The 23,558-nt window shown below is 70.4% G+C and carries 25 protein-coding genes; 10 read left to right on the forward strand and 15 right to left on the reverse strand.

Going from position 1 to position 23,558, the window contains the following annotated elements; all coding sequences use genetic code 11:
• Positions 1-74: 74 nt before the first annotated feature.
• Entirely contained in the window at positions 75-1,757 is a 1,683-nt protein-coding gene (locus FVO59_RS05260; RefSeq protein ID WP_182255377.1) for a glycoside hydrolase family 13 protein, read from the reverse strand.
• A 111-nt stretch (positions 1,758-1,868) separates the two neighbouring features.
• Here FVO59_RS05260 and FVO59_RS05265 point away from each other — a divergent pair, with 111 nt between their 5' ends.
• Entirely contained in the window at positions 1,869-2,093 is a 225-nt protein-coding gene (locus FVO59_RS05265) for a hypothetical protein (RefSeq protein WP_182255379.1), read from the forward strand.
• 38 nt (positions 2,094-2,131) lie between these two features.
• Here the strand turns inward: FVO59_RS05265 and FVO59_RS05270 are convergent, their stop codons facing one another.
• From FVO59_RS05270 to FVO59_RS05290, 5 genes are all read right to left on the reverse strand, one after another.
• Complete coding sequence (locus FVO59_RS05270) at positions 2,132-2,716, reverse strand: DUF1349 domain-containing protein (protein WP_182255381.1); 585 nt, start codon at positions 2,714-2,716, stop codon at positions 2,132-2,134.
• A 27-nt stretch (positions 2,717-2,743) separates the two neighbouring features.
• Entirely contained in the window at positions 2,744-4,078 is a 1,335-nt protein-coding gene (locus FVO59_RS05275) for a dihydrolipoamide acetyltransferase family protein (RefSeq protein ID WP_182255383.1), read from the reverse strand.
• 22 nt (positions 4,079-4,100) lie between these two features.
• A complete protein-coding gene (locus FVO59_RS05280) occupies positions 4,101-5,081 on the reverse strand; it encodes an alpha-ketoacid dehydrogenase subunit beta (RefSeq protein WP_182255385.1) in 981 nt (326 codons plus the stop codon).
• Positions 5,078-6,205: a thiamine pyrophosphate-dependent enzyme gene (locus tag FVO59_RS05285; protein WP_182255388.1), complete on the reverse strand. Its 1,128-nt coding sequence runs from the start codon at positions 6,203-6,205 to the stop codon at positions 5,078-5,080. The genes FVO59_RS05280 and FVO59_RS05285 overlap by 4 nt, the downstream gene beginning before the upstream one ends.
• Before the next feature lie 96 nt (positions 6,206-6,301).
• Positions 6,302-7,369: a histidinol-phosphate transaminase gene (locus tag FVO59_RS05290; protein ID WP_182255390.1), complete on the reverse strand. Its 1,068-nt coding sequence runs from the start codon at positions 7,367-7,369 to the stop codon at positions 6,302-6,304.
• Positions 7,370-7,434: 65 nt separating this feature from the next.
• On the opposite strand from FVO59_RS05290, the gene FVO59_RS05295 reads away from it, so the two are divergent.
• Positions 7,435-7,836, forward strand: coding sequence for a phage holin family protein (locus FVO59_RS05295; protein ID WP_182255392.1), 402 nt, complete (start codon positions 7,435-7,437; stop codon positions 7,834-7,836).
• A 17-nt stretch (positions 7,837-7,853) separates the two neighbouring features.
• On the opposite strand, the gene FVO59_RS05300 is transcribed toward FVO59_RS05295, so the two are convergent.
• On the reverse strand, positions 7,854-9,158 hold the full coding sequence (locus tag FVO59_RS05300; RefSeq protein ID WP_182255395.1) for a WXG100 family type VII secretion target: 1,305 nt from the start codon (positions 9,156-9,158) through the stop codon (positions 7,854-7,856).
• Entirely contained in the window at positions 9,155-9,415 is a 261-nt protein-coding gene (locus FVO59_RS05305) for a hypothetical protein (RefSeq protein WP_182255396.1), read from the reverse strand. Before FVO59_RS05305 ends, FVO59_RS05300 begins: the two co-directional genes overlap by 4 nt.
• 113 nt (positions 9,416-9,528) lie before the next feature.
• On the opposite strand from FVO59_RS05305, the gene FVO59_RS05310 reads away from it, so the two are divergent.
• Both FVO59_RS05310 and purB read left to right on the forward strand, forming a co-directional pair.
• Positions 9,529-10,041, forward strand: a complete 513-nt coding sequence (locus FVO59_RS05310; RefSeq protein WP_182255398.1) for a low molecular weight protein-tyrosine-phosphatase — start codon at positions 9,529-9,531, stop codon at positions 10,039-10,041.
• A gap of 37 nt (positions 10,042-10,078) precedes the next feature.
• Positions 10,079-11,452 (forward strand): adenylosuccinate lyase, encoded by a 1,374-nt coding sequence (gene purB / locus FVO59_RS05315; protein ID WP_182256527.1) that lies wholly within the window; start codon positions 10,079-10,081, stop codon positions 11,450-11,452.
• Between the two features lie 66 nt (positions 11,453-11,518).
• Here the strand turns inward: purB and FVO59_RS05320 are convergent, their stop codons facing one another.
• A complete protein-coding gene (locus FVO59_RS05320) occupies positions 11,519-12,943 on the reverse strand; it encodes an MFS transporter (protein ID WP_182255400.1) in 1,425 nt (474 codons plus the stop codon).
• A gap of 104 nt (positions 12,944-13,047) precedes the next feature.
• On the opposite strand from FVO59_RS05320, the gene FVO59_RS05325 reads away from it, so the two are divergent.
• A complete protein-coding gene (locus FVO59_RS05325) occupies positions 13,048-14,133 on the forward strand; it encodes a PQQ-dependent sugar dehydrogenase (RefSeq protein ID WP_182255402.1) in 1,086 nt (361 codons plus the stop codon).
• An 8-nt stretch (positions 14,134-14,141) separates the two neighbouring features.
• Here the strand turns inward: FVO59_RS05325 and FVO59_RS05330 are convergent, their stop codons facing one another.
• Both FVO59_RS05330 and FVO59_RS05335 read right to left on the reverse strand, forming a co-directional pair.
• Positions 14,142-14,528, reverse strand: a complete 387-nt coding sequence (locus FVO59_RS05330) for a hypothetical protein (RefSeq protein WP_259363459.1) — start codon at positions 14,526-14,528, stop codon at positions 14,142-14,144.
• A complete protein-coding gene (locus FVO59_RS05335; protein ID WP_182255404.1) occupies positions 14,525-15,184 on the reverse strand; it encodes an acyl-CoA synthetase in 660 nt (219 codons plus the stop codon). Before FVO59_RS05335 ends, FVO59_RS05330 begins: the two co-directional genes overlap by 4 nt.
• Positions 15,185-15,326: 142 nt before the next feature.
• On the opposite strand from FVO59_RS05335, the gene FVO59_RS05340 reads away from it, so the two are divergent.
• Positions 15,327-15,671 carry a helix-turn-helix domain-containing protein gene (locus FVO59_RS05340; RefSeq protein ID WP_182255406.1) on the forward strand — a complete coding sequence of 115 codons (345 nt, stop codon included), beginning with the start codon at positions 15,327-15,329 and terminating at the stop codon, positions 15,669-15,671.
• A gap of 25 nt (positions 15,672-15,696) precedes the next feature.
• Here the strand turns inward: FVO59_RS05340 and FVO59_RS05345 are convergent, their stop codons facing one another.
• Both FVO59_RS05345 and FVO59_RS05350 read right to left on the reverse strand, forming a co-directional pair.
• Positions 15,697-16,284 carry a ClpP family protease gene (locus tag FVO59_RS05345; protein ID WP_182255408.1) on the reverse strand — a complete coding sequence of 196 codons (588 nt, stop codon included), beginning with the start codon at positions 16,282-16,284 and terminating at the stop codon, positions 15,697-15,699.
• A complete protein-coding gene (locus FVO59_RS05350) occupies positions 16,281-16,925 on the reverse strand; it encodes a ClpP family protease (protein WP_182255410.1) in 645 nt (214 codons plus the stop codon). Before FVO59_RS05350 ends, FVO59_RS05345 begins: the two co-directional genes overlap by 4 nt.
• A gap of 226 nt (positions 16,926-17,151) precedes the next feature.
• Here FVO59_RS05350 and FVO59_RS05355 point away from each other — a divergent pair, with 226 nt between their 5' ends.
• Entirely contained in the window at positions 17,152-18,060 is a 909-nt protein-coding gene (locus FVO59_RS05355) for a DMT family transporter (protein WP_259363460.1), read from the forward strand.
• Between the two features lie 131 nt (positions 18,061-18,191).
• Positions 18,192-19,922, forward strand: a complete 1,731-nt coding sequence (locus tag FVO59_RS05360; RefSeq protein WP_182255412.1) for an AMP-binding protein — start codon at positions 18,192-18,194, stop codon at positions 19,920-19,922.
• Positions 19,923-19,939: 17 nt separating this feature from the next.
• Here FVO59_RS05360 and FVO59_RS05365 read toward each other — a convergent pair whose 3' ends face one another.
• Positions 19,940-20,350: a hypothetical protein gene (locus FVO59_RS05365; protein WP_182255414.1), complete on the reverse strand. Its 411-nt coding sequence runs from the start codon at positions 20,348-20,350 to the stop codon at positions 19,940-19,942.
• A gap of 209 nt (positions 20,351-20,559) precedes the next feature.
• Positions 20,560-22,068: an MATE family efflux transporter gene (locus FVO59_RS05370; RefSeq protein ID WP_182255416.1), complete on the reverse strand. Its 1,509-nt coding sequence runs from the start codon at positions 22,066-22,068 to the stop codon at positions 20,560-20,562.
• A gap of 185 nt (positions 22,069-22,253) precedes the next feature.
• On the opposite strand from FVO59_RS05370, the gene FVO59_RS05375 reads away from it, so the two are divergent.
• Both FVO59_RS05375 and FVO59_RS05380 read left to right on the forward strand, forming a co-directional pair.
• Positions 22,254-23,219: a DNA topoisomerase IB gene (locus tag FVO59_RS05375; protein ID WP_182255418.1), complete on the forward strand. Its 966-nt coding sequence runs from the start codon at positions 22,254-22,256 to the stop codon at positions 23,217-23,219.
• 68 nt (positions 23,220-23,287) lie between these two features.
• Entirely contained in the window at positions 23,288-23,491 is a 204-nt protein-coding gene (locus tag FVO59_RS05380) for a hypothetical protein (RefSeq protein ID WP_182256935.1), read from the forward strand.
• Positions 23,492-23,558 lie beyond the last annotated feature (67 nt).

Consider the following 23,558-nt stretch of genomic DNA (forward strand, 5'->3'; position numbering starts at 1 on the left):
CCGAGCCCGCTGCAGAGATCAGAAACGCACCTCCGAACGTCGTCGGAGGCGCGTTTCTGATCTTTCGGCGGGTCTCAGGCCCGGAGCCAGGCGGTCGCCTCGCCAGGCAGCACGCCGTCGCGCAGGGGCTGTGTGGTCAGCACCACGGCATCCGCGTCTGAACCGAGGTCGAACGGCTCGGTGCCGAAGTTGGTCACCACCTGCCATCCGTTCGGACGCGCGAAGCGCAGCACGTCGTCGCGGTCGGTCTCGCGCCATTCCAGCCGCTCGTCGGTCTGCAGGCTGCGGCGCAGCCGCAGCGCCTTCCGGTACAGAGAGAGGGTGGATGCCGGATCCGCGGCCTCCACGTCCACCGCGTAGTCGGCGAACCAGGCGGGCTGCGGCAGGTGCGCGCCGTCTGCGCCGAAGCCGAACGACGAGCCGTCCGCGCTCCATGGCAGCGGAACACGGCATCCGTCGCGTCCGAATCCGTCGAACTCCGCGCCACGGAAGAACGCGGGGTCCTGGCGCTGCTCCGGCGTGATCTCGGCGACCTCGTGCAGCCCCAGTTCCTCGCCCTGGTACAGGTAGGTGCTGCCGGGAAGACCCAGCAGCAGCATCGTCGCGGCCTCTGCGCGCCGGCGGCCCTGCTCGCGATCGAGGTCGGCGGCGGGACCGCCCGCCCTGACCCATTCGACACCCTGCTTGACGGCACGGCCGTCGAGGGCGGGCAGCCCGTACCGTGTCGCGTGCCTGGTGACGTCGTGGTTCGAGAGCACCCAGGTGGTCGACGAGCCGCTCAGCGTGGCCTGCGCGAGGTTGTCGGCGATGATGCGCCGGAACTCGGCCGCGTCGAAGTCGGCGACGAGCAGATCGAAGTTGAACGCCTGTCCGAGGCCCTCGGCCGAGGCGTACTTCGCCCGCCGCTCCGGAGTCGACACCCATGCCTCGGCCACGGCCGTGCGCGGCGGGTCGTACGAGTCGAACACCGTGCGCCACTCGGCGTAGATCTCGTGAACCTCGTCGCGGTCGATGAGCGGGTGCGTGCCGTCCTGCGGCAGCAGGGCGAGCTCGGCGCTGCTGGGCAGCGGCTCGCTGAGATCCTTCGTGAGCATATGGGCCACGTCGATGCGGAACCCGTCGACGCCGCGGTCCGACCAGAACCGCAGGGTCGTGAGGAAGTCCTCGCGCACCTCGGGGTTGTCCCAGTTGAGGTCGGGCTGCTCGGTGGCGAAGTTGTGGAAGTACCACTGGCCGTCGTCGACGCGCTCCCACGCCGGACCGCCGAAGACCGACACCCAGTCGGTCGGCGGCTGCGAGCCGTCGGGACCGGTGCCCTCGCGGAAGATGTACCGGTCGCGCGCAGCCGATCCGCGGCCTGCGGCGAGCGCCTCCTGGAACCACTCGTGCCGGTTCGAGGTGTGATTGGGCACGATGTCGATGATCACCTTGATCCCGCGCTCGTGGAGCGCGTCCACCATCGCGTCGAAGTCGTCGAGGGTGCCCAGCCGGGGGTCGACGTCGCGGTAGTCGTCGACGTCGTACCCTCCATCGGCGAGCGCCGACGGGTAGAAGGGGCTCAGCCATACGGCATCGATGCCCAGCTCGGCCAGGTAGTCGACGCGGGACAGGATGCCTGCGACGTCGCCGATCCCGTCACCGGTGGCGTCGGCGAAGCTGCGGGGGTAGATCTGGTAGACGGCGGCCTGGCGCCACCAGGCGGCGTCGTCGTGCGTGTCGAGGTCGTCGTGCGTGTCGAGGGAGTGGACTTCGCTCATCCTGACCACGGTACGTGACTCTCGCCGGGAGAGTGAAGACGGCAGCACAGGCCCCGCGCATGGTTACACTGTCGTGCGAGCCGTGGGTCGCAGAGCCCGGAAGACGACGGAATGAGGATCACCATGTACCTGCTGCCGATCGCCGGGTGGATCCTCTCGATTCTCGCTTTCGCCGGTGTGCTGTACGCGATCATCCGGTTCGCGATCGTCCATGCGCTGCGCCAGGCGCGCCACGAGGCGCGAATCGAGCGGCACGTGCCGAAGGCCGCTACCTGGCTCAAGCGCGACGAGCACGACCTTCTGGACCTGTCGAACCCCTCCCACGACCCACGCTGAGCCGCTCTGAGCGGGCCGCTCCTGTGTCCGCGATGCAGTCAGTGCAGCGCGGCGTCGGCAGCCGTGGTGCGCCAGGCGTGGAACCGGACGGCCAGCCCGGGGCGGGTGGGGGCGCAGATGAGCGGGCCAGCCTCGGCCCGAGCCTCGGGCGGAAACGGCACCACCCGCACCAGCCGCAGCTCGCCGCCGTCGACGGCCGCCCGGACGGTGAGCGCGTCGCCCGACCGGCTGACCCGCACGAGCACGCGGCGGTCCAGCCATTCGGGCACCGGAGCGACCGACCAGTCCGACCTGCCGTCGGTGACCACGGCACCCACCTGCGGCTGTCCGTCGGCGTACTCCACGCCCGCCTTTACCCAGTGCTCGTCGTCGATGCGCACGAACACCCCGGCCTGATCGAACTGCTGCGAGAACGCGGCGGTGAACTCGACCTCGACGGCGGTGTCCTGCGTGAAGGGAGCGAGCAGTGCGTGCTCGCTGGCGTGCACGAATCCGTATGAGGTGATGCGCCAGGCGTCGCTGCCCTCGGCGGCGGTCACCACGAGGTCTGCGCCGTCCTCGACGGCCGCGATCGGCTCATGCGTCCAGCGGCCCTGGGTCCACGCGATGGATCCTGCGCTCATGGCGCTCCTTCCGATGTCGGCGAGCCGTCAGTCGACGAGCAGCGCGGGCTCCTCGAGGATCGACGCGACGTCGGCGATGAAGCGGCTCATGCCGTCGCCGTCGATCACACGGTGGTCGAATGAGCCCGACACCGTCGTGACCCAGCGGGGACGCACGTCGCCGTCGACGACCCACGGCTTCTGCGCGATCGTGCCCATGGCGACGATGCCTGCCTCGCCGGGGTTGATGATCGGGGTGCCCGCGTCCATGCCGAACACGCCGATGTTCGTGATCGTGATGGTGCCGCCCTGCTGGTCGGCGGGGGTGGTCCTGCCCTCGCGGGCCGTGACGGTGAGGCGGTTCAGGGCGCGGGCGAGGTCCTTCATGCTGAGGTCCTGCGCATCCTTGATGTTCGGCACGAGCAGGCCGCGCGGGGTGGCGGCGGCGATGCCGAGGTTGACGTAGTGGCGCACGACGATCTCGGCGCCGGAGTCGGTGTCGACCCAGGCCGCGTTCACCATCGGCGTCCGCCTGGCCGCCCAGATCACCGCGCGCGCCATGATCAGCAGCGGCGACACCCGGATGTCCGCGTAGTCGGGCGATGCCTTCAGGCGCTTCACGAGCTCCATCGTGCGGGTCGCGTCGATCTCCTTCCAGACCGTGACGTGCGGGGCCGAGTAGGCGCTCTGCACCATCGCCGACGACGTGGCCTTGCGCACGCCCTTCACCGGGATCGACTCGGAGCGCCCGTCGTCCCGCTGCGGACGCGCAGCGGCTGCGGAGCGCGCCTCCTGCTGCACGGGCAGCTTCTCCTCACGCACATCGCCCCACTCGGGAGTCTGGATGTTGCGGAACACGCTCGCCTGCTCGGCGTGCTTCACGACGTCGTCGCGGGTGACCTCGCCGTCGGCGCCGGTCGGCGTGACCTCGGTCAGCTCGACGTTCAGGTCGCGGGCGAGCTTGCGGATCGGCGGCTTCGCGATCACGCCCACCGACGAGCGCACCGGCCGCTCGGCCGGCTTGCGGCGGCGCGAGGTCGCCCCTCCCCCTGTTCCGTAGCCGACGAGCACCGAGCCGCCGCCCTCGTCAGTGGCGGGAGGCTCGGCCGCATCGCCCGGGGTGGCCGCGCCCGCAGCATCCGCCTCTGCCACGAAGGTGATGATCGGCGACCCGACCTCGACCGTCACTCCCTCGGCCACCAGAAGCTCGCCGACGACACCCGCGTGCGGCGACGGCAGCTCGACGAGCGACTTCGCGGTCTCGATCTCGCAGATCACGTCGTTTATGGCCACGGTGTCGCCCGGAGCGACCTTCCAGGCGACGAGCTCGGCTTCAGTGAGGCCCTCGCCGACGTCGGGAAGGGTGAACGTCTGGGTTGCCATGAGCGGTCCTTTCGGAAAGAGGTCAGTAGGCGAGGGAGCGATCGACCGCTTCGAGGATGCGGTCGGCATCTGGCAGATAGGTGCCCTCGAGCTTGGCGGGCGGGAACGGGGTGTCGAAGCCCGACACCCGCAGCACCGGCGCCTCGAGCGCGTAGAAGGCGCGCTCCATGACGGTCGCGGCGATCTCGCTGCCGACGCTCGTGTGGCCCGGCGCCTCCTGCGCGTAGACCATGCGGCCTGTCGAGCGCACCGAGTCGAGGATCGGCCCGTAGTCGACGGGCGAGAGCGAGCGTACGTCGACGACCTCGCAGCTCGTGCCCTCGGCCTCGGCGAGCGCTGCAGCCTGCAGCAGCGTGGTGACCATCGCGCCGTGACCGACGAGCGAGACGTCGCTGCCGCGGCGCACGATGCGCGATGCGTGCAGCGGCAGGGCGGATGCCTCGAGATCGACCTCGCCCTTCTGCCAGTAGCGGCTCTTCGGCTCGAGGAAGATCACGGGGTCGTTCGAGCGGATCGCCTCCTGGATCATCCAGTACGCGTCGTTCGGCGTCGACGGCGAGACGACCCGCAGACCCGGCGTGTGCGTGAAGTACGCCTCGGGGCTCTCCTGGTGGTGCTCGACGGCGCCGATGTGCCCGCCGTAGGGGATGCGGATGACGACGGGCATCGAGAGGGCGCCCTCGTGACGGTTGGTCAGCTTGGCCAGCTGCGTGGTGATCTGGTCGAAGGCGGGGAACACGAAACCGTCGAACTGGATCTCGATGACCGGACGGAAGCCGGCCATGGCGAGGCCGATCGCCGTGCCGACGATGCCGGACTCGGCGAGCGGGGTGTCGAGCACGCGGCGGTCTCCGAAGTCGCGCTGCAGGTGCTCGGTGATGCGGAACACGCCGCCGAGACGGCCGATGTCCTCGCCCATCAGCAGCACGCGCGGGTCGTCTTCCATCGCCTTGCGAAGGCCGGCGTTCAGCGCCTTCGACATGGGCATCGTGTCGATGGTCATGACGCGCTCCCTTCGAACGAGGCCTCGTAGTCGTTCAGCCACTTCTTCTGCTCGGCCATCAGCGGGTGCGGATCGCTGTACACGTGGTCGAAGATGAGCGACCGCTCGGGCGAGGTGAGGGTGACCGCGCGGGCGCGCAGGTCTTCTGCGGCGTCCGCGGCCTCGGCATCGACATCGTCGAAGACGGATGCAGACGCGCCCCGCCCCTCGAGGAACGCGCGCATGCGGGCGATCGGATCGCGCTGCGCCCAGCGCTGCTCCTCGTCGGAGCCGCGGTACTTCGTGGGGTCGTCGCTGGTGGTGTGCGCCCCCATCCGGTAGGTGACCGCCTCGATGGCGCGCGGGCCGAGCCCGCTGCGCGCCTCGTCGAGCAGGGTGCGCGAGACCGCGTAGCTGGCGAGCACGTCGTTGCCGTCGACGCGCACCGACGGGATGCCGTACCCGGCGCCACGGCCCACCAGAGGCACCTTCGACTGGGTCTCGACGGGAACGGAGATGGCCCAGTGGTTGTTCTGCAGGAAGAACAGCACGGGGGCGTCGTAGCTGGCGGCGAAGACCATCGCCTCGTGCACGTCGCCCTGGCTGGAAGCGCCGTCGCCGTAGTACACGACGACCGCCTCGTCACGCTCGACATCGCCGGTTCCGGTGCGGCCGTCGAAGGAGAGACCCATCGCGTAGCCCGCCGCGTGCAGGGTCTGCGAGCCGAGCACCAGCGTGTAGATGCGGGTGTTTCCGTTCCTGGCATCGGCGGGGTTCCACCCGCCGTGCGACGTGCCCCGCATGACCCGGATGATGTCGAGCGGGTCGACTCCGCGGATGCGCGTCACCACATGCTCGCGGTACGACGGGAACAGCGTGTCGTGCGCGCGTGCGGCACGGGCGGATCCGACCTGCGCGGCCTCCTGCCCGCGGCTCGGCGGCCACAGGGCGAGCTGGCCCTGACGCTGCAGGTTGGTGGCCTGGGTGTCGATCGCGCGGATGACGACCATGTCTCGGTAGAACTGCTCGAGTTCGGCGTCGGTCAGCGCGTCGATGAGGGGCAGGTACCGCTCGGCGTCGGCCGATGGTGCGTAGCTGCCGTCGTCGGCGAGGACGCGAACGAGAGGGGCTTCGATCGGGGTCACCCGACCCACGCTACCCACGCCGGCATGCCACGTCACGCATACCTAGGGGCCCCTACTAAGTGCCCGGAACCTGGACTTTTCGCGTCTGAGCTCGCGTCAGAGCAGCGACCTGGCGACCGCGAGCACGCGGTCGATCGACTGCTCCTCGCCGACCGAGATGCGGATGCCGTCGCCCGAGAAGGGGCGCACGATCAGGTCGGCGGCGTCGAAGGCGGCGGCCGCCTCGTCGGTGCGCTCCTTGGTGCGCAGCCACACGAAGTTGCCCTGCGCGTCGGGCACCTTCCATCCCAGTTCACGCAGCCCTTCGGCCAGCCGGTCGCGACGCTCGACGATCACCGCGACGCGCTCGAGCAGCTCGCCCTCGGCGTCGAGGCTGGCGATCGCGGCGCGCTCGGCGGCCGAGGTCACCGACAGGGGGATCGCGGTCGTGCGGGCCGCGTCGAGCACCCTCGGGTCGCCGATCGCATAGCCGACGCGCAGTCCTGCCAGGCCGTAGGCCTTCGAGAAGGTGCGCAGCACCACCACGTTCGGGTGCCGCTCGAACACCCGCTCGGCGAGGCCGTCGACGGCGTCGGGATCGGTGACGAACTCGGCGTACGCCTCGTCGAGCACGATCAGCACGTCCTGCGGAACCTTCTCGACGAACGCCGCGAACTCGGCGCTCGTGATGATGGGGCCGGTGGGGTTGTTCGGGGTGCAGACGATGATCACGCGGGTGCGGTCGGTGACGGCATCCGCCATCGCATCGAGATCGTGGCGGGCGCCGGAGGTTAGCGGAACCTGCACCGCGGTCGCCCCGGCGACCAGCGGAAGGCTCGGATACGCCTCGAACGAGCGCCAGGCGAAGACGACCTCGTCGCCGACCGATGAGGTCGCGAGCACGAGCTGGTGCAGGATCGCGACGCTTCCGGATGCCACGTGCACGGCGTCGGCGGAGACGCCGTACTTCTCGCCGAGGCGCGCGCGGAGCGCTGCCGCCGACGCGTCGGGGTAGCGGTTGACCGGGGTGGTGCGCTGCAGCGCCTCGACCACCGACGGGAGGGGCTCGAACGGGTTCTCGTTGCTGGAGAGCTTGAACGCGTCTGGGCCGGCCTGCTTGCCCTGGCGGTACGGCGGCAGGGCGGCGATCTCGGGGCGGATGCGGGGCAGGATCGGCTCAGTCACGGGATCAGTCTAGGAGCGCGGTGCTCATGCTCGCGATGCGCATCAGGGCGTGACAGGATCAGCAGATGCGATTCCTCATCCGTGTCGTCATCAACGCGTTCGCCATCTGGGTCGTCACACTCCTGCCGTTGCTCGGGGTCGGCATCCGGCCATTCGAGCCGGGCGGCGACCTGCAGGTCGCCCTGACCTTCCTCGCGGTCGGTGCGGTGTTCGCGCTGGTGAACTCGATCATCGGCACGGTGATCCGCGTCGTCGCCTTCCCGCTCTACATCCTCACGCTCGGGCTCATCTCGTTCATCGTGAACGGCCTGCTGCTGTGGATCACCGCGTGGGTCACCAGCGGATTCGGCTGGGGCCTCACCGTCGAGTCGTTCTGGTGGGGTGTCGTCGCCGCCTTCCTCATCTCGATCATCAACGCGATCTTCGGCGCCCTGCTGCGGCCGCAGAAGAGCAAGAAGCGCAGCTGACTCGTGAGGCGCTCGCCTCACGGCCGGGTCGCCCGGTACTCGACGCGCTCGACCGAGACGATGTCGTGGGCCTCGGCCTCGAGGCCCGCTCGCAGTGCGACGATGCGAGTGTCCCCCGACTCGTCGGCCAGATCGAGAGTCTGGTCATAGGCGTCGCGGAAGTGGGACTGCACTGAGGTGAGCTCTGCCCGGGTGGCGTATTCGCGCGAGATGGTGACGCTCTCGGCAGCGCCGGTGGCGCCGGCCGGGCCGCCTCCGCTGAGGCCGGCCCCGACCGGATCGTCGGTGTGGAACACGCGGATCAGCATCTGGTCCGCGTCGAGAGCGGGCACCGTCGGACTGCCGACGATCATCACTCGCGAGTTCTCGTAGACCCCGCTCATGGCGATCGCTCCGGCGATCGCTGCGCCCTGCGAGTATCCGACCACGTCCACTCGTGCTCCCGGCTCGGCGCCGGACTGTCTGAGGGCCTCGAGGGTCGCCGCATATGCCGCGCTCTGCTCACCCGCGGCGTACAGGTCCCAGTTCGAGCCCATGTCCCACGGGTCCTCTCCCCCGCTGCCGAGGTCGCGCGTGCCATCGATGTAGGCGACGAACGAGACCGAGCCATCGCCGTGGGTGCGCTTCTCGACGGCGACCTGCGCCTCACCGCCGGGCAGACGCTGCACCAGCTGCGTCAGTGTCGTCGCCGACCCGCCGACGCTCGACCGCGACACCTCCGTCACTGCGACGGGCGGGGCCCCGCCCGCGACGGACCTCCCCGGGGGGACCGAGCCGGCCGCAGCGGTCGCGTCGCCCAGCATCCGGGTAAACAGCCGCATGGGCAGGAGAGCCGAGAGCCTCATCGCCCCCAGCGCGAGCGCATCCAGCGGCTGATCGAACATCCCCTCCTGCGATCGCCTGCCCCACCCCGCCGCGATCGAGATCGCCATGGCGTCGAGCTCGGGATACGACGCCACCAGCTCATCGATGCGCTCCTGCAGTCGATCCGCCTCTGCGGGGCGCCTGATCGCGAGCATCTCCTGCCTGGATCGCAGGTCGGCCAGCTCGAACGCATCGGCCATGATGCCCGTGCCCACGGCGTCCGACGCCAGTTCATCGCTCCCGTCTGAGATCGCCTGTGCGCCCGCCCACAGGGCAGGCAGATCGACGCGGCTGGTCGCACTCCAGGTCGACGACAGCACGTGATGCGCGCGACGGATGCTCTCACCCGCGTCGGCCAGTCGAGCCGCCACCGCCGACATGCGATCGGCCACGGCGCGCATCTGCTCGGGGTCGACCGATATCGCCCCGCCGCTCGTGATCTCGAGCTCGCCGCTCACGCGACGCCTCGCAGGCACACGTCGCGATGACCTTCGACAGCGGCGCAGCGCTCGCTGACATCGGCCGCTCTCTCGATCAGTGATGCGCGCAGCATGTCGACGGCATCCGAGCGCCAGTGCGAGTCGGCGACCAGGCGCCCCAGTTCGATCCGCACCTGCGTGAGGGTGTCGATCGCGTCGTCGAGCTGACGCACGCCGACGAGCAGCGCGGCGACCTCGTCGGCTGAGGGAGCGCCGGGGTGAAGGGTGGCGAGCATGCCTCCAGGGTGCGGGCGCACGGGCATCCCTGCTCACCGGATTCCCGCCCGATGTGCACAACTCGACGCGAAGAGCGATTGGGGACGGAAGTGGATGCGGGCAGAATGGAGCAATGACCGACCCGGATCCCTTCCGCGTCATCTTCGTCTGCACGGGCAACATCTGCCGCTCTCCGATGGCCGAAGTGGTGCTGCGTGCACTCTCGGAGCAGCACGGACTCGGCGCGCGCGTGGTCTCGCGCAGCGCCGGCACCGGCGACTGGCACGTGGGCGAGCGCGCCGACGAGCGCACCCTCGACGCACTCACCCGGCGCGGGCTCGACGGGTCGCTGCACCGCGCGAAGCAGTTCAGCGCGGCGTCCTTCGCCGACAACGACCTGATCATCGCCCTCGACCGCACCCACGAGCGCATCCTGCGAGCATGGGCTCGCACCGAGGACGACGAGGGCAAGGTCACCCTGCTTCGCGCCTACGACCCGAACGCGTCGAGCATGGATGTGCCCGACCCGTACTACGCCGGCCCCGCGATGTTCGATTCGGTGCTCGGTATGATTGAGACCGCCACCCGCGGCCTCTTCGCGCAGCTCGAACCGGCTGTGCGGGCATCCCATCGCCGTCCCGCGTGACGCGGGACCCTGAGCAGGAGGACCTGCCCTGACTTCTCTGCCCTCGCTCCCGACCCAGCCGCTCAGCCCGCTCGACGGTCGCTACCAGGCCGCCGTCTCCGGTCTCGCCGACTACCTCTCCGAGGCCGGGCTCAACCGCGCCCGCGTCGAGGTCGAGGTCGAGTGGCTGATCGCGCTCACCGATCGGTCGCTGTTCGAGACGTCGCCGCTGGCGGATGCCGACAAGGAGCGCCTGCGTGCGCTGTACCGCGACTTCGGTCAGGCCGAGATCGACTGGCTGGCCGAGAAGGAGGCCGTCACGCAGCACGATGTGAAGGCCATCGAGTACCTGGTGCGCGATCGTCTTGCGACGCTGGGGCTGGACGCCGTCGCCGAGCTCACGCACTTCGCCTGCACCAGCGAGGACATCAACTCCGCCTCGTACGCGCTCACCGTGAAGCGCGCCGTCGAAGAGGTCTGGCTGCCCGCCCTCGACCTGGTGATCGCCAAGCTCCGCGAGCTCGCCGTCGAGCACGCCGACGCCGCGATGCTGTCGCGCACGCACGGCCAGCCGGCGACGCCGTCGACCATGGGCAAGGAGCTCGCGGTGTTCGCGTGGCGCCTCGAGCGCGTGCGCGGCCAGATCGCGGCATCCGACTACCTCGCCAAGTTCTCGGGCGCCACCGGCACCTGGTCGGCGCACCTGTCGGCCGACCCCGACGCCGACTGGCCGACCATCGCCCGCGAGTACATCGAGGGCATGGGTCTCGGCTTCAACGTCCTCACCACGCAGATCGAGTCGCACGACTGGCAGGTCGAGCTGTACGACCGCGTGCGTCACGCCGGCGGCATCCTGCACAACCTCGCCACCGATGTCTGGACCTACATCTCGCTCGGCTACTTCGCGCAGATCCCCGTCGCCGGCGCGACGGGCTCGTCGACGATGCCGCACAAGATCAACCCGATCCGGTTCGAGAACGCCGAGGCGAACCTCGAGCTGTCCGGTGCGCTGCTGAACTCGCTGTCGCAGACGCTCGTCACCTCTCGCCTGCAGCGCGACCTCACCGATTCGACCACGCAGCGCAACATCGGCGTCGCGTTCGGGCACTCGCTGCTCGCGCTCGACAATCTGCGCCGCGGGCTGAACGCGATCTCGCTGCGCCGCGACGTGCTGCTCGACGACCTCGACCAGAACTGGGAGGTGCTGGCCGAGGCGATCCAGACCGTGATCCGCGCCGAGGTCGTGGCCGGCCGCTCGACGATCAGCGACCCGTACGCGCTGCTCAAGGAGCTCACCCGCGGGCACCGCGTGGGCGCCGCGGAGCTGGCGGAGTTCGTCGAGAAGCTCGAGATCGGCGACGCCGCGAAGCAGCGTCTTCTGGCTCTGACCCCGGCGACGTACACCGGCATCGCCGAGCGCCTCGCGCGCTGAGCGACCACGGGCGCCGCGGCCGCGCGATGAGCCCGACTGCGCCGCGCCCGGCTGCACCGCGCCCGGCTACACCGAGTCCGGGTCCGGCACGTCGTCACGGGGCATGAGCATCGCGGCGAGAAGCGTCAGCGCGGCGAAGACCGCGGCACCGACGAACACCCACGTCGACGCCCAGACCACCGTGGCGGGGTCGCCCGCGCCGTCACCGGCATCGAGAAGCGAGTTCGAGATGGCGCCGAGCACGGCCACGCCGACCGCGCTGCCGGCCGAGCGGGCGAAGCCGTTCATGCCGGTGACGGCTCCGCGCTCACTCCAGCCGACGGCCGCCTGCGCGCCGATCAGCGTCGGCGCGGCAGTCCATCCGAGACCGAATCCCAGCACGAACGCGACCACCGCGAACAGCAGCGGGTGGGGCCAGGGGGCGATGATCGCGAGCACCGCCGCCGCGATCGTCGTGATCGACAGGCCGATCAGCGCGGTGCGCCGGAACCCGATCCGCAGGTACAGCCTGCCGACGAAGGATGCCGCGAGCGGCCACCCCATGCTCATCGCGGCGACCGCGAGTCCGGAGACCAGCGGGATCGCGCCGCCGGCGCCCTCGAGGTAGGCCGGCCCGAAGCTGGTCACGCCGATCGTCAGCGCCCCGACGCCGAAGGCGACCGCAGTGCAGGTGAGGATCAGCCGCCTGGTGATCAGCCCGAAGTCGATGATCGGCTCGGATGCCCGCCTCTCGACGAACGCGAAGGCGACCAGCAGCAGCGCACCGCCGCCGAAGCAGAGCGCGCTCTGCCACGAGAGCCAGTCCCAGGCACTGTCTCCCTCGAGCAGCCCGAGGATGATGCCGGTGAGTCCGAGCGTGAGCAGCGCGGCCCCGAGGTAGTCGATGCGATGACGCTGCGCCTCGACCTGCTCGCGGTACTTCGACACCAGCATCCACCCCGCCAGCAGACACAGGGGGACGTTGACGAAGAAGATCCACCGCCACGCGTCCAGCTGGGCGAAGACGCCCCCGAGCGAGGGCCCGACCACCGAGGAGATCGCCCAGACGCTCGCCATGTAGCCCTGCACCTTGGCTCGCTCGGCGACGGTGTAGATGTCGCCGACGATGGTCATCGCCATCGGGCCGACGGCTCCGGCGCCCAGCCCCTGCACGATGCGGAACAGGATGAGGGTGAACATGCTCCACGCGAAGCCGCACAGAACGGACCCGGCGAGGAACAGGCCGATGCCGATCAGGATGATCGGCTTGCGGCCGATGGTGTCGGCGAAGCGCGAGTAGATCGGCACGCTCACTGCCTGCGCGAGCAGGTAGACCGAGAACAGCCATGGGAACAGCTGATAGTCGCCGAGGTCGCGCACGATCGTGGGCACCGCGGTGGCGAGGATCGTGGTGTCGATCGCGATGAGCCCCGTGGCGAGCATGAGCGCCCCGAGCACCGGACCTCGCTCCGACCGCAGGCCGACGGAGGCGCGGTCGACGGAGACGGTCATGACATGGCCAAGCCCCGCGCGCGCCGAAGTATTCCCGTGACCCGCTGGATCGGCGCCGGGAAGTGGCGGATGCTTGAGGGCACACCATCGACAGGAGCAGCGCAATGAGACGGATCGTCGCCCCCGCGGTGCTCGTGAGCGCCCTCCTGGTCTCGGGATGCACGGGTCCGGGCATCCCGACGCCGCAGGCCACCGACCCCACCGGCACGGCGAATGCCGAGCCGATCGCTCTCGCGACCGGATTGAAGGCGCCGTGGTCTGTGGTGCGGCTCGACTCCGGCGGGGCGCTGATCTCGCAGCGGGACGGCGGCGAGGTGCTCGAGCTGACGGCATCCGGCGACCTGCGGGAGGCCGGCGTGGTGCCCGGCGTCGTCTCGGGGGGCGAATCAGGGCTGCACGGCCTCGCCGTGCTCGACGACGGCGGGGCGAGCTGGCTGTACGCGTATCACGGCGCCGAGGACGACAACCGCGTGGTGCGGATGCCTCTCGTCGGCGAACCAGGCTCACTCGCCCTCGACGTCGGTGCGAGCGAGGTGGTGATCGAGGGCATTCCGCGCGCGAGCAACCATGACGGCGGGCGCATCGCCTTCGGACCGGACGGGATGCTCTACATCGCCACCGGCGACGCCGGCCAGCGCGACCGGGCCCGCGACCGCGACTTCCTCGGCGGGAAGATCCTGCGGGTGACGCCGGAGGGGGAGCCCGCCCGCGGGAACCCCTTCGGAAGCCCGGTGTACAGCATCGGCCACCGCAACGTGCAGGGCCTGGCGTGGACCGACGACGGCACGCTCTGGGCGAGCGAGTTCGGCCAGAACACGTGGGACGAGCTGAACCGCATCGAGGCCGGCGGCGACTACGGCTGGCCCGACCACGAGGGCTTCGCCCGTGTCGACGACGCGATCGACCCGGTCGCGGTGTGGACCCCCGACGAGGCGAGCCCCAGTGGGATCGCGGTGATCGACGACGTCGTCTACGTGGCAGGGCTCAGGGGTCAGCGGCTCTGGCTGTACGACACGGCGGCGCCGAGCATAGAGCCCTGGCCCGTGTACACCGGGGAGTTCGGCCGGCTGCGCGATGTCATCGCCGGGCCCGACGACACGTTCTGGGTGCTGACGAACAACACCGATGGTCGCGGATCACCGGGTGCCGGCGACGACCGTCTGCTGCAGCTCACGCTGCCGGAGGGATGAGGCCGGAGTCAGGATGATGATGGGGCGGGCGCGTCGCCGGCGTCGCGGCGGTCATCGCGCGGCGGGGCCGCCTCGGTCCCTGCGTCCGGCTCATCGCGGTCGAGCAGCACCGGCCGGTCGATCGTCTTCGTGACGTCTGCGGGATCGACGGCGAGCATCAGCATCGCGAGGCCCAGCAGGGTGACGATGAACGATGCACCGCCGATGACGAGCCCCAGACCCAGCGGGGTGAGGCCCTCATAGGTGCCCTTGGCGATCGAGAGGTTCACGCGCGTGGTGAACGCGCCGGTCGAGACGAGAGTCACGACGGTCGCGAAGATGCCGGCGGCCAGGGCGATGCCCACGAGGTGCAGCGGGCGCAGGATCTCGTTGCGCGTCGGCTTGTGGTCGGTCATGCCTCTCCTCCGTGGTCGGCCAGGCGGTCGGCCCCGGCAGTCGTCTCGGCGCCCTTCGGCGCGGGCGCGAGTCCCGCGATTCCCAGGAACACCGCCACGATGGCGGCATACCCGCCGAACAGTCCGACGCCGATGATGATGCCGGTGAGCGAGAAGGCGTGTCCCTCGACGGCGTAGTCCTGCACGAAGCCGACCGGGACGACCAGCAGCAGCACTGCGAGCAGCAGCCCCAGCGCGCCGACCGTGATCGCATCGCGTGCGCCTTCCGTGCCGCGCGACCGGATGCCCCAGATCAGCTCGACGAGGCCCGTCGACGCGGCCCAGGCGACGATGAGCACGAAGAACAGCACGTCGGACCGCCAGGCGGGGATGCTGCCGGCCATGCCGAGCACCAGCGTGATGGCGCCCATCAGCACCGAGGGCCAGCGCTGCCCTGCGGGGTGGACGACGATCGCGGCGACGATGAACACGAGCGAGGTGACGATCGCGAATCCGCCGAACACCGACAGCCCGACGGCCGCGGAGTGGTCGGGCGAGAACGTGATCATGAGCGCGGCCACGGCCGCCATCAGGGCGCGCCCCAGCTGCACGGTGCGCGCGGTGAAAGGGCGCCCGGTGGCGGGACGCGCGGCGCGCGAGGCGGATGCAGCGGGCATGACAGTCCTCAGATCGGTGACCCGTCCAGTCTACGCCGCGACGTCTATGCGAGCCCTGCCACCGGGGTCTGCGCCGCCCGCGGGGTTTCTGCTCTGAGCGGAACCTCTGGAGCGCGTCGGGCGACGGTGCCTACCGTGAGGCATGGCAGAGATCGTCCCGTTCCCCTCGACCCGCACGCCACGCGCGCCGGAGCCGCTCTGGCGCGAACTGCTGGGTGCCGAGCTTCGCCGCCGCCGTCACGAGCGCGGCGACACCCTGACCGAGACGGCCGATGCCGCCGGCGTCTCGCCGCAGTACCTCTCCGAGATGGAACGCGGGCTAAAAGAGCCGTCGAGCGAGATGATCGCCGCGGTCGCCGGAGCACTCGACGCCTCGCTGCTGGAGCTGACCAGTGCCGTCGCCGACGGGCTGCGCCCGGCCACCTCGCAGCGCCCGTCGACCCCGCAGCGCCCGGCGGGCCAGGGGGCCTTCGCTCTCGCCTCCTGACCCGGGTCGTGCGGCCGTGCTGCGGCTAGCGCGGTTCGAGCACGTGATCGATCAGCCCGTACTCGACTGCCGCGCGGGCGGTGAACACCCGGTCGCGGTCAGTGTCGGCGCGCAGCGCCTCGACGGCTCTGGCGGTGTGCAGGGCCAGCACCTGCTCCATCTCGGAGCGCACCCGCACCACCTCGTCGGCCGCGAGGATCAGGTCGGGAACGGCACCGCGGGTCTGCGCGGCCGGCTGATGCAGCACGATCCTGGCGTGCGGCAGGGCCGAGCGAAGCCCTGGCGCGCCTGCGGCCACGAGCAGAGCGCCGACGCCGATCGCCTGCCCGACGCACGTCGTGGTGACCCGGGGCCTGATGTGCTGCATGGTGTCGTAGATGGCGAGTGCCGCGCTGGGGTCTCCGCCGGCGCAGTTGATCGAGAACTGCACATCGCTGTCGGGGCTCGAGGCATCGAGGTGCAGCAGCTGCGCGATGATCGTGTTGGCGACCCCGGCATCCACCTCGGTGCCCAGGTAGACGATCCGCTCGGTCAGCAGATGCGAGTAGACGTCCATGATGCGGTCGCCGCGCGGGTGCTGCGCCACGACGTTAGGGATCGTGTAGCCGCTCATCGCCCTTCTCCTCTCGCATCGGCCGCCTGCGCCTCGCCGCCGAGCCCGACGTGCGCGCGCCGACGCGGGAGCACATCGGCGAGCGACGAGACCACCCCGTCGATGAAGCCGTACTCCCGCGCCTCCTCGGCCGTGTACCAGTGATCGTGCAGCGAGTCCTCGAAGACCCGCTCGCGCGGCTGCCCCGTGTCATCGGCGATCAGCCCGATCACCGTGTCGCGCATGTGCCGCAGATCGTCGGCCTGCACCTCGATCTCGACCGCCGAACCGCCGATGCCCGCCGACCCCTGATGCAGCAGGATGCGCGAGTGCGCCAGCGCGCGGCGCCTGCCCTTCGTGCCTGCGGAGAGCAGGAACTGTCCCGCGCTGCAGGCGAGACCCAGCGCGACGGTGGCGACCTCGTTGGGGATGGTGCGCATGATGTCGCGGATGCCGAGCATCGCCGGCACGGAGCCGCCTGGCGAATGTATCCACAGGGCGATGTCGGCCGCCGGGTCCTCGGCGGCGAGGCTGAGCATCTGGGTCATGAGCAGGGTGCCGTTGTCGTCGTCGAGAACGCCGTCGAGCACGAGAACGCGCTCATGGAACAGCGCCCGGCGGGTCTCGGGTCCGAACTGCGGGACTGGCTTGTCTTCGGTCATGCGCTCAGCCTGCGCCTCGCGCCGCTGCGCTGTCGCGCGGATCCGCCCCCAGCGGATCCGCGCTGAGCAGGGAACTCCGCACACCCGTCGGCACGGATCACGGATGTCGGCGCAATCGGGCCGTTTCGACCGGCATCCGTCGATCCCGCCGACATCCGTGCGGCGCCCTCCGTGCGGCGCCCCGTGCGGCGCGCATCCCGGCAGGTCGAAGGCGGGAGAATCGACTGTGCCCTCCCGTCTTCGCTGGATGCGCCTGCGCCCGCAGGAGCTCGCCCTCATCGCCATCACCGCCGTATGGGGCAGCACCTTCCTGCTCGTGCACTGGGCGATGCAGCACTCCGACCCGTGGTTCTTCGTGGGTCTGCGCTTTCTCGTTGCAGGGGCGATCAGCATCCTGATCTTCCGCCGATCCCTGCGGGGAATGACCTGGACCGACATCGGCGCCGGGGCGGCGATCGGCGCGATGATCTACGGCGGCTATGGTCTGCAGACCCTCGGGCTGCAGAGCATCGACTCGAGCACCTCGGCATTCCTCACCGCGCTGTACGTGCCGATGGTGCCGTTCGCGCAGTGGCTGTTCTTCCGCAAGCGCCCACCGGCACTCGCCTTCGCCGGCGCCGGGCTCGCCTTCGCCGGCCTGCTGCTGATAGCCGGGCCCGACGCGCTGACCTTCTCGCTCGGGATCGGCGAGACGGCCACGCTGATCAGCACGCTGCCGATCGTCGGCGAGATCATCCTGATCAGCGCGTTCGCGAACCGCATCGACCTCGGGCGCATCACCGTGGTGCAGCTGGTGACCGCCGGAGTGCTCGGCTTCGCGACGATGCCGTTCGTCGGCGAGACCGTGCCGGCCTTCTCGTGGGTGTGGGTCGCGGCCGGAGTGGGCCTGGGAGCCGCGAGCTGCCTGATCCAGCTGACGATGAACTGGGCGCAGAAGTCGGTCTCGCCCACGCGCGCGACGATCATCTACGCAGGGGAGCCGGTGTGGGCCGCCGCCATCGGCCGACTCGCGGGCGAGCGTCTTCCGGCCGCGGCTCTGCTGGGCGGGATGCTGGTGGTGCTGGGCATCCTCGCCAGCGAGCTGCGGATCGTCAGGAGGCGGCGAGGAGTCGAGGGGCGGCGTCCTCCCGGGTGAGCGCAGGGGCCCTGGCCGGTGCGCAGAGCCCATGGCGGGTGCGCAGCACTCCGCTCCGCCACAGCGTTGCTCAGGTTGCCGCGCGCCGAGGGGTGAAGATGGAGGAGTCAGTTTCAGCAAGGGAGCTCCAGATGACCCGCGCCGCCACCGCCGCAACCACCGCCGTCCGCGAGATGCGCGACTTCCTCTTCGCTTATGGGGACGACTACGACACGGCGACCGCCGGTTTCGCGTGGCCGCAGCTCGACTCGTTCAACTTCGCCCTGGAGTGGTTCGACGTCGTCGCCGGAGAGCAGCCCGACCGGCCTGCCGTGCAGATCGTCTCGTCTGACCTGTCGATGCGCAGCTGGACGTACGGCGACCTGGCCGCACGGTCCGATCAGGTCGCGTGCTGGCTGCGCGATCTGGGCATCCATCGCGGCGACCACCTCATCGTGATGCTGAACAACACGATCGAGCTGTGGGAGATCATGCTCGCGATCACCAAGCTCGGGGCGGTCGCGATCCCCACCTCGACGCTGCTCTCGGCATCCGACCTCGCCTACCGGATCGCCCACGGCCGCGCCCGCGCCGTCGTCGCCCTCGGCAGCCTGGCGGAGCGGGTGGCGGATGCCACGCGCGAGGCCGACACCGCGCTGCTGCGCATCGCCGTGGGCGAGGCACCGGACGGGTGGCACGACTTCGCCGCATCGACGGGCGCCGCTCAGGCGTTCGAGCCCGAGGGGCCGACCCCGGCATCCGACACCGCCCTGCTCTACTTCACCAGCGGCACCACCAGCAGGCCCAAGCTCGTGCAGCACACGCACGTGTCGTACCCGGTCGGGCACCTCTCGACCATGTGGTGGCTGGGGGTCCGACCCGACGACGTGCACCTCAACATCTCCTCCCCCGGGTGGGCGAAGCACGCCTGGTCGAGCTTCTACTCGCCGTTCCTCGCGGAGGCGACGGTGTTCGTCTACAACTACGAGCGCTTCGACGCGAACACGCTCATGCAGGTGATGGACACGCACCGGGTGTCGACCTTCTGCGCCCCGCCGACGGTGTGGCGGATGCTGATCCAGGCAGAACTGGACCGGCTGACCCATCCGCCGCGCGAACTCGTCGGCGCCGGTGAGCCGCTGAACCCCGAGGTGATCGCACGGGTTCGGGATGCCTGGGGATCGACCATCCGCGACGGCTTCGGGCAGACCGAGATGACGGCGTGCATCGGCAACTCCCCCGGCCAGGTCGTGAAGGACGGCTCGATGGGCCGGCCGCTCCCGGGCTATCCGGTCGTGCTGCTCGACCCGGTGACCGGCGCGCCCGCCGATCGCGAGGGCGAGATCGCGCTCGACCTCTCGCAGCAGCCCCTCGGTCTCATGGCCGGGTACTACGAGGACCCCGAGAAGACCGCCGAGTCACGCGCCGGCGGCTACCACCACACGGGCGACATCGCGGTGCGCGACGACGACGGATACCTGACGTACATCGGACGCGCGGACGACGTGTTCAAGGCATCCGACTACAAGATCTCGCCGTTCGAACTGGAGTCGGTTCTGCTCGAGCACGACCTCGTCATCGAAGCCGCCGTGGTCCCCAGCCCCGACGAGACGCGGCTCGCCGTTCCGAAGGCGTACGTCTGCCTGCGCGCCGATGCCGGCTCGGGAGCGGAGGCCGAGCGGGATGCGGCGGCGCAGATCTTCGCGTTCGCGCGCGAGAGGCTGTCATCGCATCTGTGGGTGCGGATCATCGAGTTCGTGCCCGAGCTGCCGAAGACGATCTCCGGCAAGATCAGACGGGTCGAGCTGCGGGCGCGGGAGGCTGAGCGCGTGGCGTCCGGCGACGCGGCCGGCCAGCAGTTCGACCGCGACCACCGCCGGTAGGCGCGATCGCTTCGCGGTCAGGACGCGACGCGGACGGTGTCAGTGATGTTCCTGGCCGGGATGCCGCGCCCCGGCGCGGGCGAAGGGGTCGGCCGCGCTGCCCCGGAGGCTGCCGTCGGCGCGGCCTCTGCCGCCGCAGCATCGCCGGTGCGCGCCCGGAGGACCCCGCGGAAGAGCATCCGTGCCAGGGGCGCGACGACGAAGGCCGCGACGAGTGCGCCGGCGGCGACGAAGAACGGCATCCACTGCATCGCGAACGACGCGGACAGGCTGAGCAGCGCGCCCACGATCCACACGCCGATGCCGCCGCCTGCGAGCCCGGCCGCGCCGCGCGCGAGCGCGAACGCGGTGACGAGAGCGCAGGCGACGGCGATCACCGCTCCGGCGACGCCGATCGGCACGAACACCGATGCCAGCGTGTTTGTCACTGCGAGACTGGACATTCTCGACCCCCCGGTCATCCGCACGCCGCCCCCCGGCGTGCTTCTGTGAACCAGGTTACGCGCGGAGATCACATCCGTGCGTCCCCCGAGGGAACGATTCGGCATCATCCTGCAGGATGACGTGTGAACGGCCTGGCCGTGCGCTCACCCGCTCTGGGTCGTCGAGAGCATGGGGAGGCGAGGGGAGGCCGGGGTCAGCGCGGGCGGCGAGGGGTCCGGGGCAGACGGGACAGACGGGGCAGACGCAGGGCGTTCAAGCGTGGAGCGACCACAGGCACCGGCGCGGTGAACACGGCATCCACCATCCGCGACCCCTCCGTCGGGCCGATCACCGGGATCGGCGTCGTCAGCGTGGTCTCGATCGGCTCGACGGGCATGCGAGCGAACGCGCGATGCGCGGCGACGTAGGCCGGCACCAGGATGACGACCGCGCCGATCCACGCCAGAGGGTTGCTCATCGCGACGCCCGCGAAGTCCCACATCGCCCCCAGCACCAGGGCGGCCACCACGCGCGCGATCAGCTCGATCACTCCGGTGACCGTCGGCACGAGCACGCGCCCGACCCCCTGCAGCACACCGCGCAGCACGAACAGCACGCCGAGGAGCGTGTAGGTGACGCCGTTGATGATCAGCATCTGGTGGGCGAGGTCGACGACGTGGTCGGCGCCGTCGCCGACGAACAGGCGCACCACCGGCTCGCCGAAGGCGATCATGATCGCGCCCAGGATGACCGAGGCGATGACCGCCATCCACAGCGCCTGGATCGTGCCGCGCCGGATGCGGTCGGGCCGGCGCGCTCCGAGGTTCTGCGCCGCGTACATCGATGCGGCCAGTCCCAGCGAGGCGAGGAAGGCGCTGGCGAGGCTGTCGACACGGGATGCCGCCGTGTATGCGGCGACCTCTTCGGAGCCGAGCGTGTTCAGCGCCACCTGCACCACGAGGGCCCCGATCGCGATGATCGAGGCCTGGAAGCCCATCGGCAGTCCCAGCCGCAGGTGCTCGAGCACCTCTGCGCGGTCGACCTTCCAGTCATCGCGGTGCACGTGCAGCACCGGAAGCCTGCGCCACAGGTATCCGAGGCAGAGCAGCACCGATACCGCCTGTGCGACCACCGTCGCCCACGCAGCGCCCGCCACGCCCCAGCCGAGCGGACCCACCATGAGGATCACCAGGCCGACGTTGAGCGCGCACGAGATGGTGAGGAACACGAGCGGGGTGGTCGAGTCGCCGATCGAGCGGATGATCGCCGCGAGGTAATTGAAGAACATGATCGTGCTGCCGCCGATGAACGTCACCTGCGTGAAGACGGTCGCCTCGGCGATCAGCTCCGGCGGCGTCTGCAGCAGCTCGAGGAACGGCCGGGCGATGACCGGTCCGAGCACAGTGAGGATCAGGCTGGTCGCCGCGGTGAGCAGGGTGCCGGTGGCGACCGAGCGGCTCACGCCCCTGGCATCCCCCGCCCCGAAGGCCTGCGCGGTCGGGATGGCGAAGCCGCTGGCGAGGCCCCAGGCGAAGCCGATGACGAGGAAGATGAGGCTGCCCGTGGCGCCGACGGCCGCGAGCGAGTCGACGCCGAGCCAGCGCCCGACGACGATCGTGTCGACGAACTGGTACAGCTGCTGCACCACGTTGCCGATGAGCAGGGGCACGGAGAACAGCAGGATGACGCGCCAGGGACGGCCCGTGATGAGGGTGGTTGCCATGATGATCCGGGAAGAGGGCTGAGGGGGCTGCCGGTGAAAAGACGACGGCACCGTGATCGTCACGGCGCCGCTGCCGCCATCCTATCGAATCGTTTCGAGGAGTTCGAGGGCGCGAGCGATATTTCTTCCGCGCTCGCGGCGCCAGGGGCTTGCCCGCCCTCGGCGTCGTCGGATAGTCCGGATGCATGACCCGCCTGCGTCGAAGCGACCCGCACTCTCCCGGTATCCGACGGGTGCGCCACGGTCGCGGCCACCGGTTCATCGGCCCTGACGGCGCGGCTGTCGACGACCCCGGGGTGCTCGAGCGGCTGCGCGGGGTCGTCGTTCCTCCCGCGTGGACCGACGTGTGGATGTGCCCCTACGCGAACGGGCACATCCTGGCGACCGGCATCGATGCGGCCGACCGCCGCCAGTACATCTACCACCCCGCCTGGCACGAGCGGATGGCGCGCGAGAAGTTCGACCGCATGCTGCAGCTCGCCGAGGTGCTTCCCGCTGCGCGAGGCGGCGTCACCCGAGACCTGCGCACCGACGGGTTCGCCAGGCCGCGGCTGCTCGCCGGGGCGTTCAAGATGCTCGACTCGGCCCTGCTGCGCGTCGGGTCGGAGCAGTACGCGAAGACGCACGGCAGCATCGGACTCGTCACCCTGCGCGGATCTCACGCCCGCGTGCGCGCAGGCCGGGTCGTCGAGCTGCGCTTCCCCGGCAAGAGCGGACAGCCGTGGGAGTCGGAGGTCGACGATGCGGACCTCGCAGGACTCGTCACCGGCCTCAAGCGCAGAGGGGGACGCTCGCTGCTGCTGAGCTGGCAGGACGACGACGCGGCATGGCATCCGCTGAGGGCGGCCGACATCAACGAGGACGTCCGGCTGCGCACCGGCGGCGAGTTCACCGCGAAGGACTTCCGCACACTGCACGGCACCATCTCGGCCGCCGTCGCCCTCGCCGAGATCGGTGCGAAGCCGTCGGCGAGCGCGCGCTCGCGCGCAGTGGCCCAGGCGGTGCGCGTCGCGGCATCCGCCCTGGGAAACACCCCCGCGGTCGCCCGCGCCAGCTACGTCGACCCGCGCGTGTTCGACCTGTACGACGAAGGGGTCGTCGTCGACCCGTCGCGGCGGATCGAGGGTCAGCTCGTCGCCCTTCTCAGGTGAGGCTGTCAACCCGCTCGGCGAACCGGATGCCCTGCTCTAGCGTCGCCTGACACGACGAAGGAGGAGCGATGAGCGACGACGCATCGACCGGACCAGAGGACCGCGACCGCGACGAGGGCCTGCAGACGGCCCGGACCAGCGGCCGCTCGGGCGGCGGCGACCACCCGAGCCAGGCAGAGGGAGAGGATCCGAACGACCCGCCCCGGCGACCCGACCCCGACACCGACGGGCACCCGTCGCAGGCGGAGGGCGAGGACGAGCCGCGTTCGTAGCTCAGGGAATCCGCGCGTTTCGTCAACCCCATTGACTTTCGTCGTCAAACCGGTTTACCTTCGTACC

The sequence above is a fragment of the Microbacterium esteraromaticum genome, assembly GCF_014084045.1.
In the GTDB taxonomy this organism is placed as follows: Bacteria; Actinomycetota; Actinomycetes; order Actinomycetales; family Microbacteriaceae; genus Microbacterium; species Microbacterium esteraromaticum_D.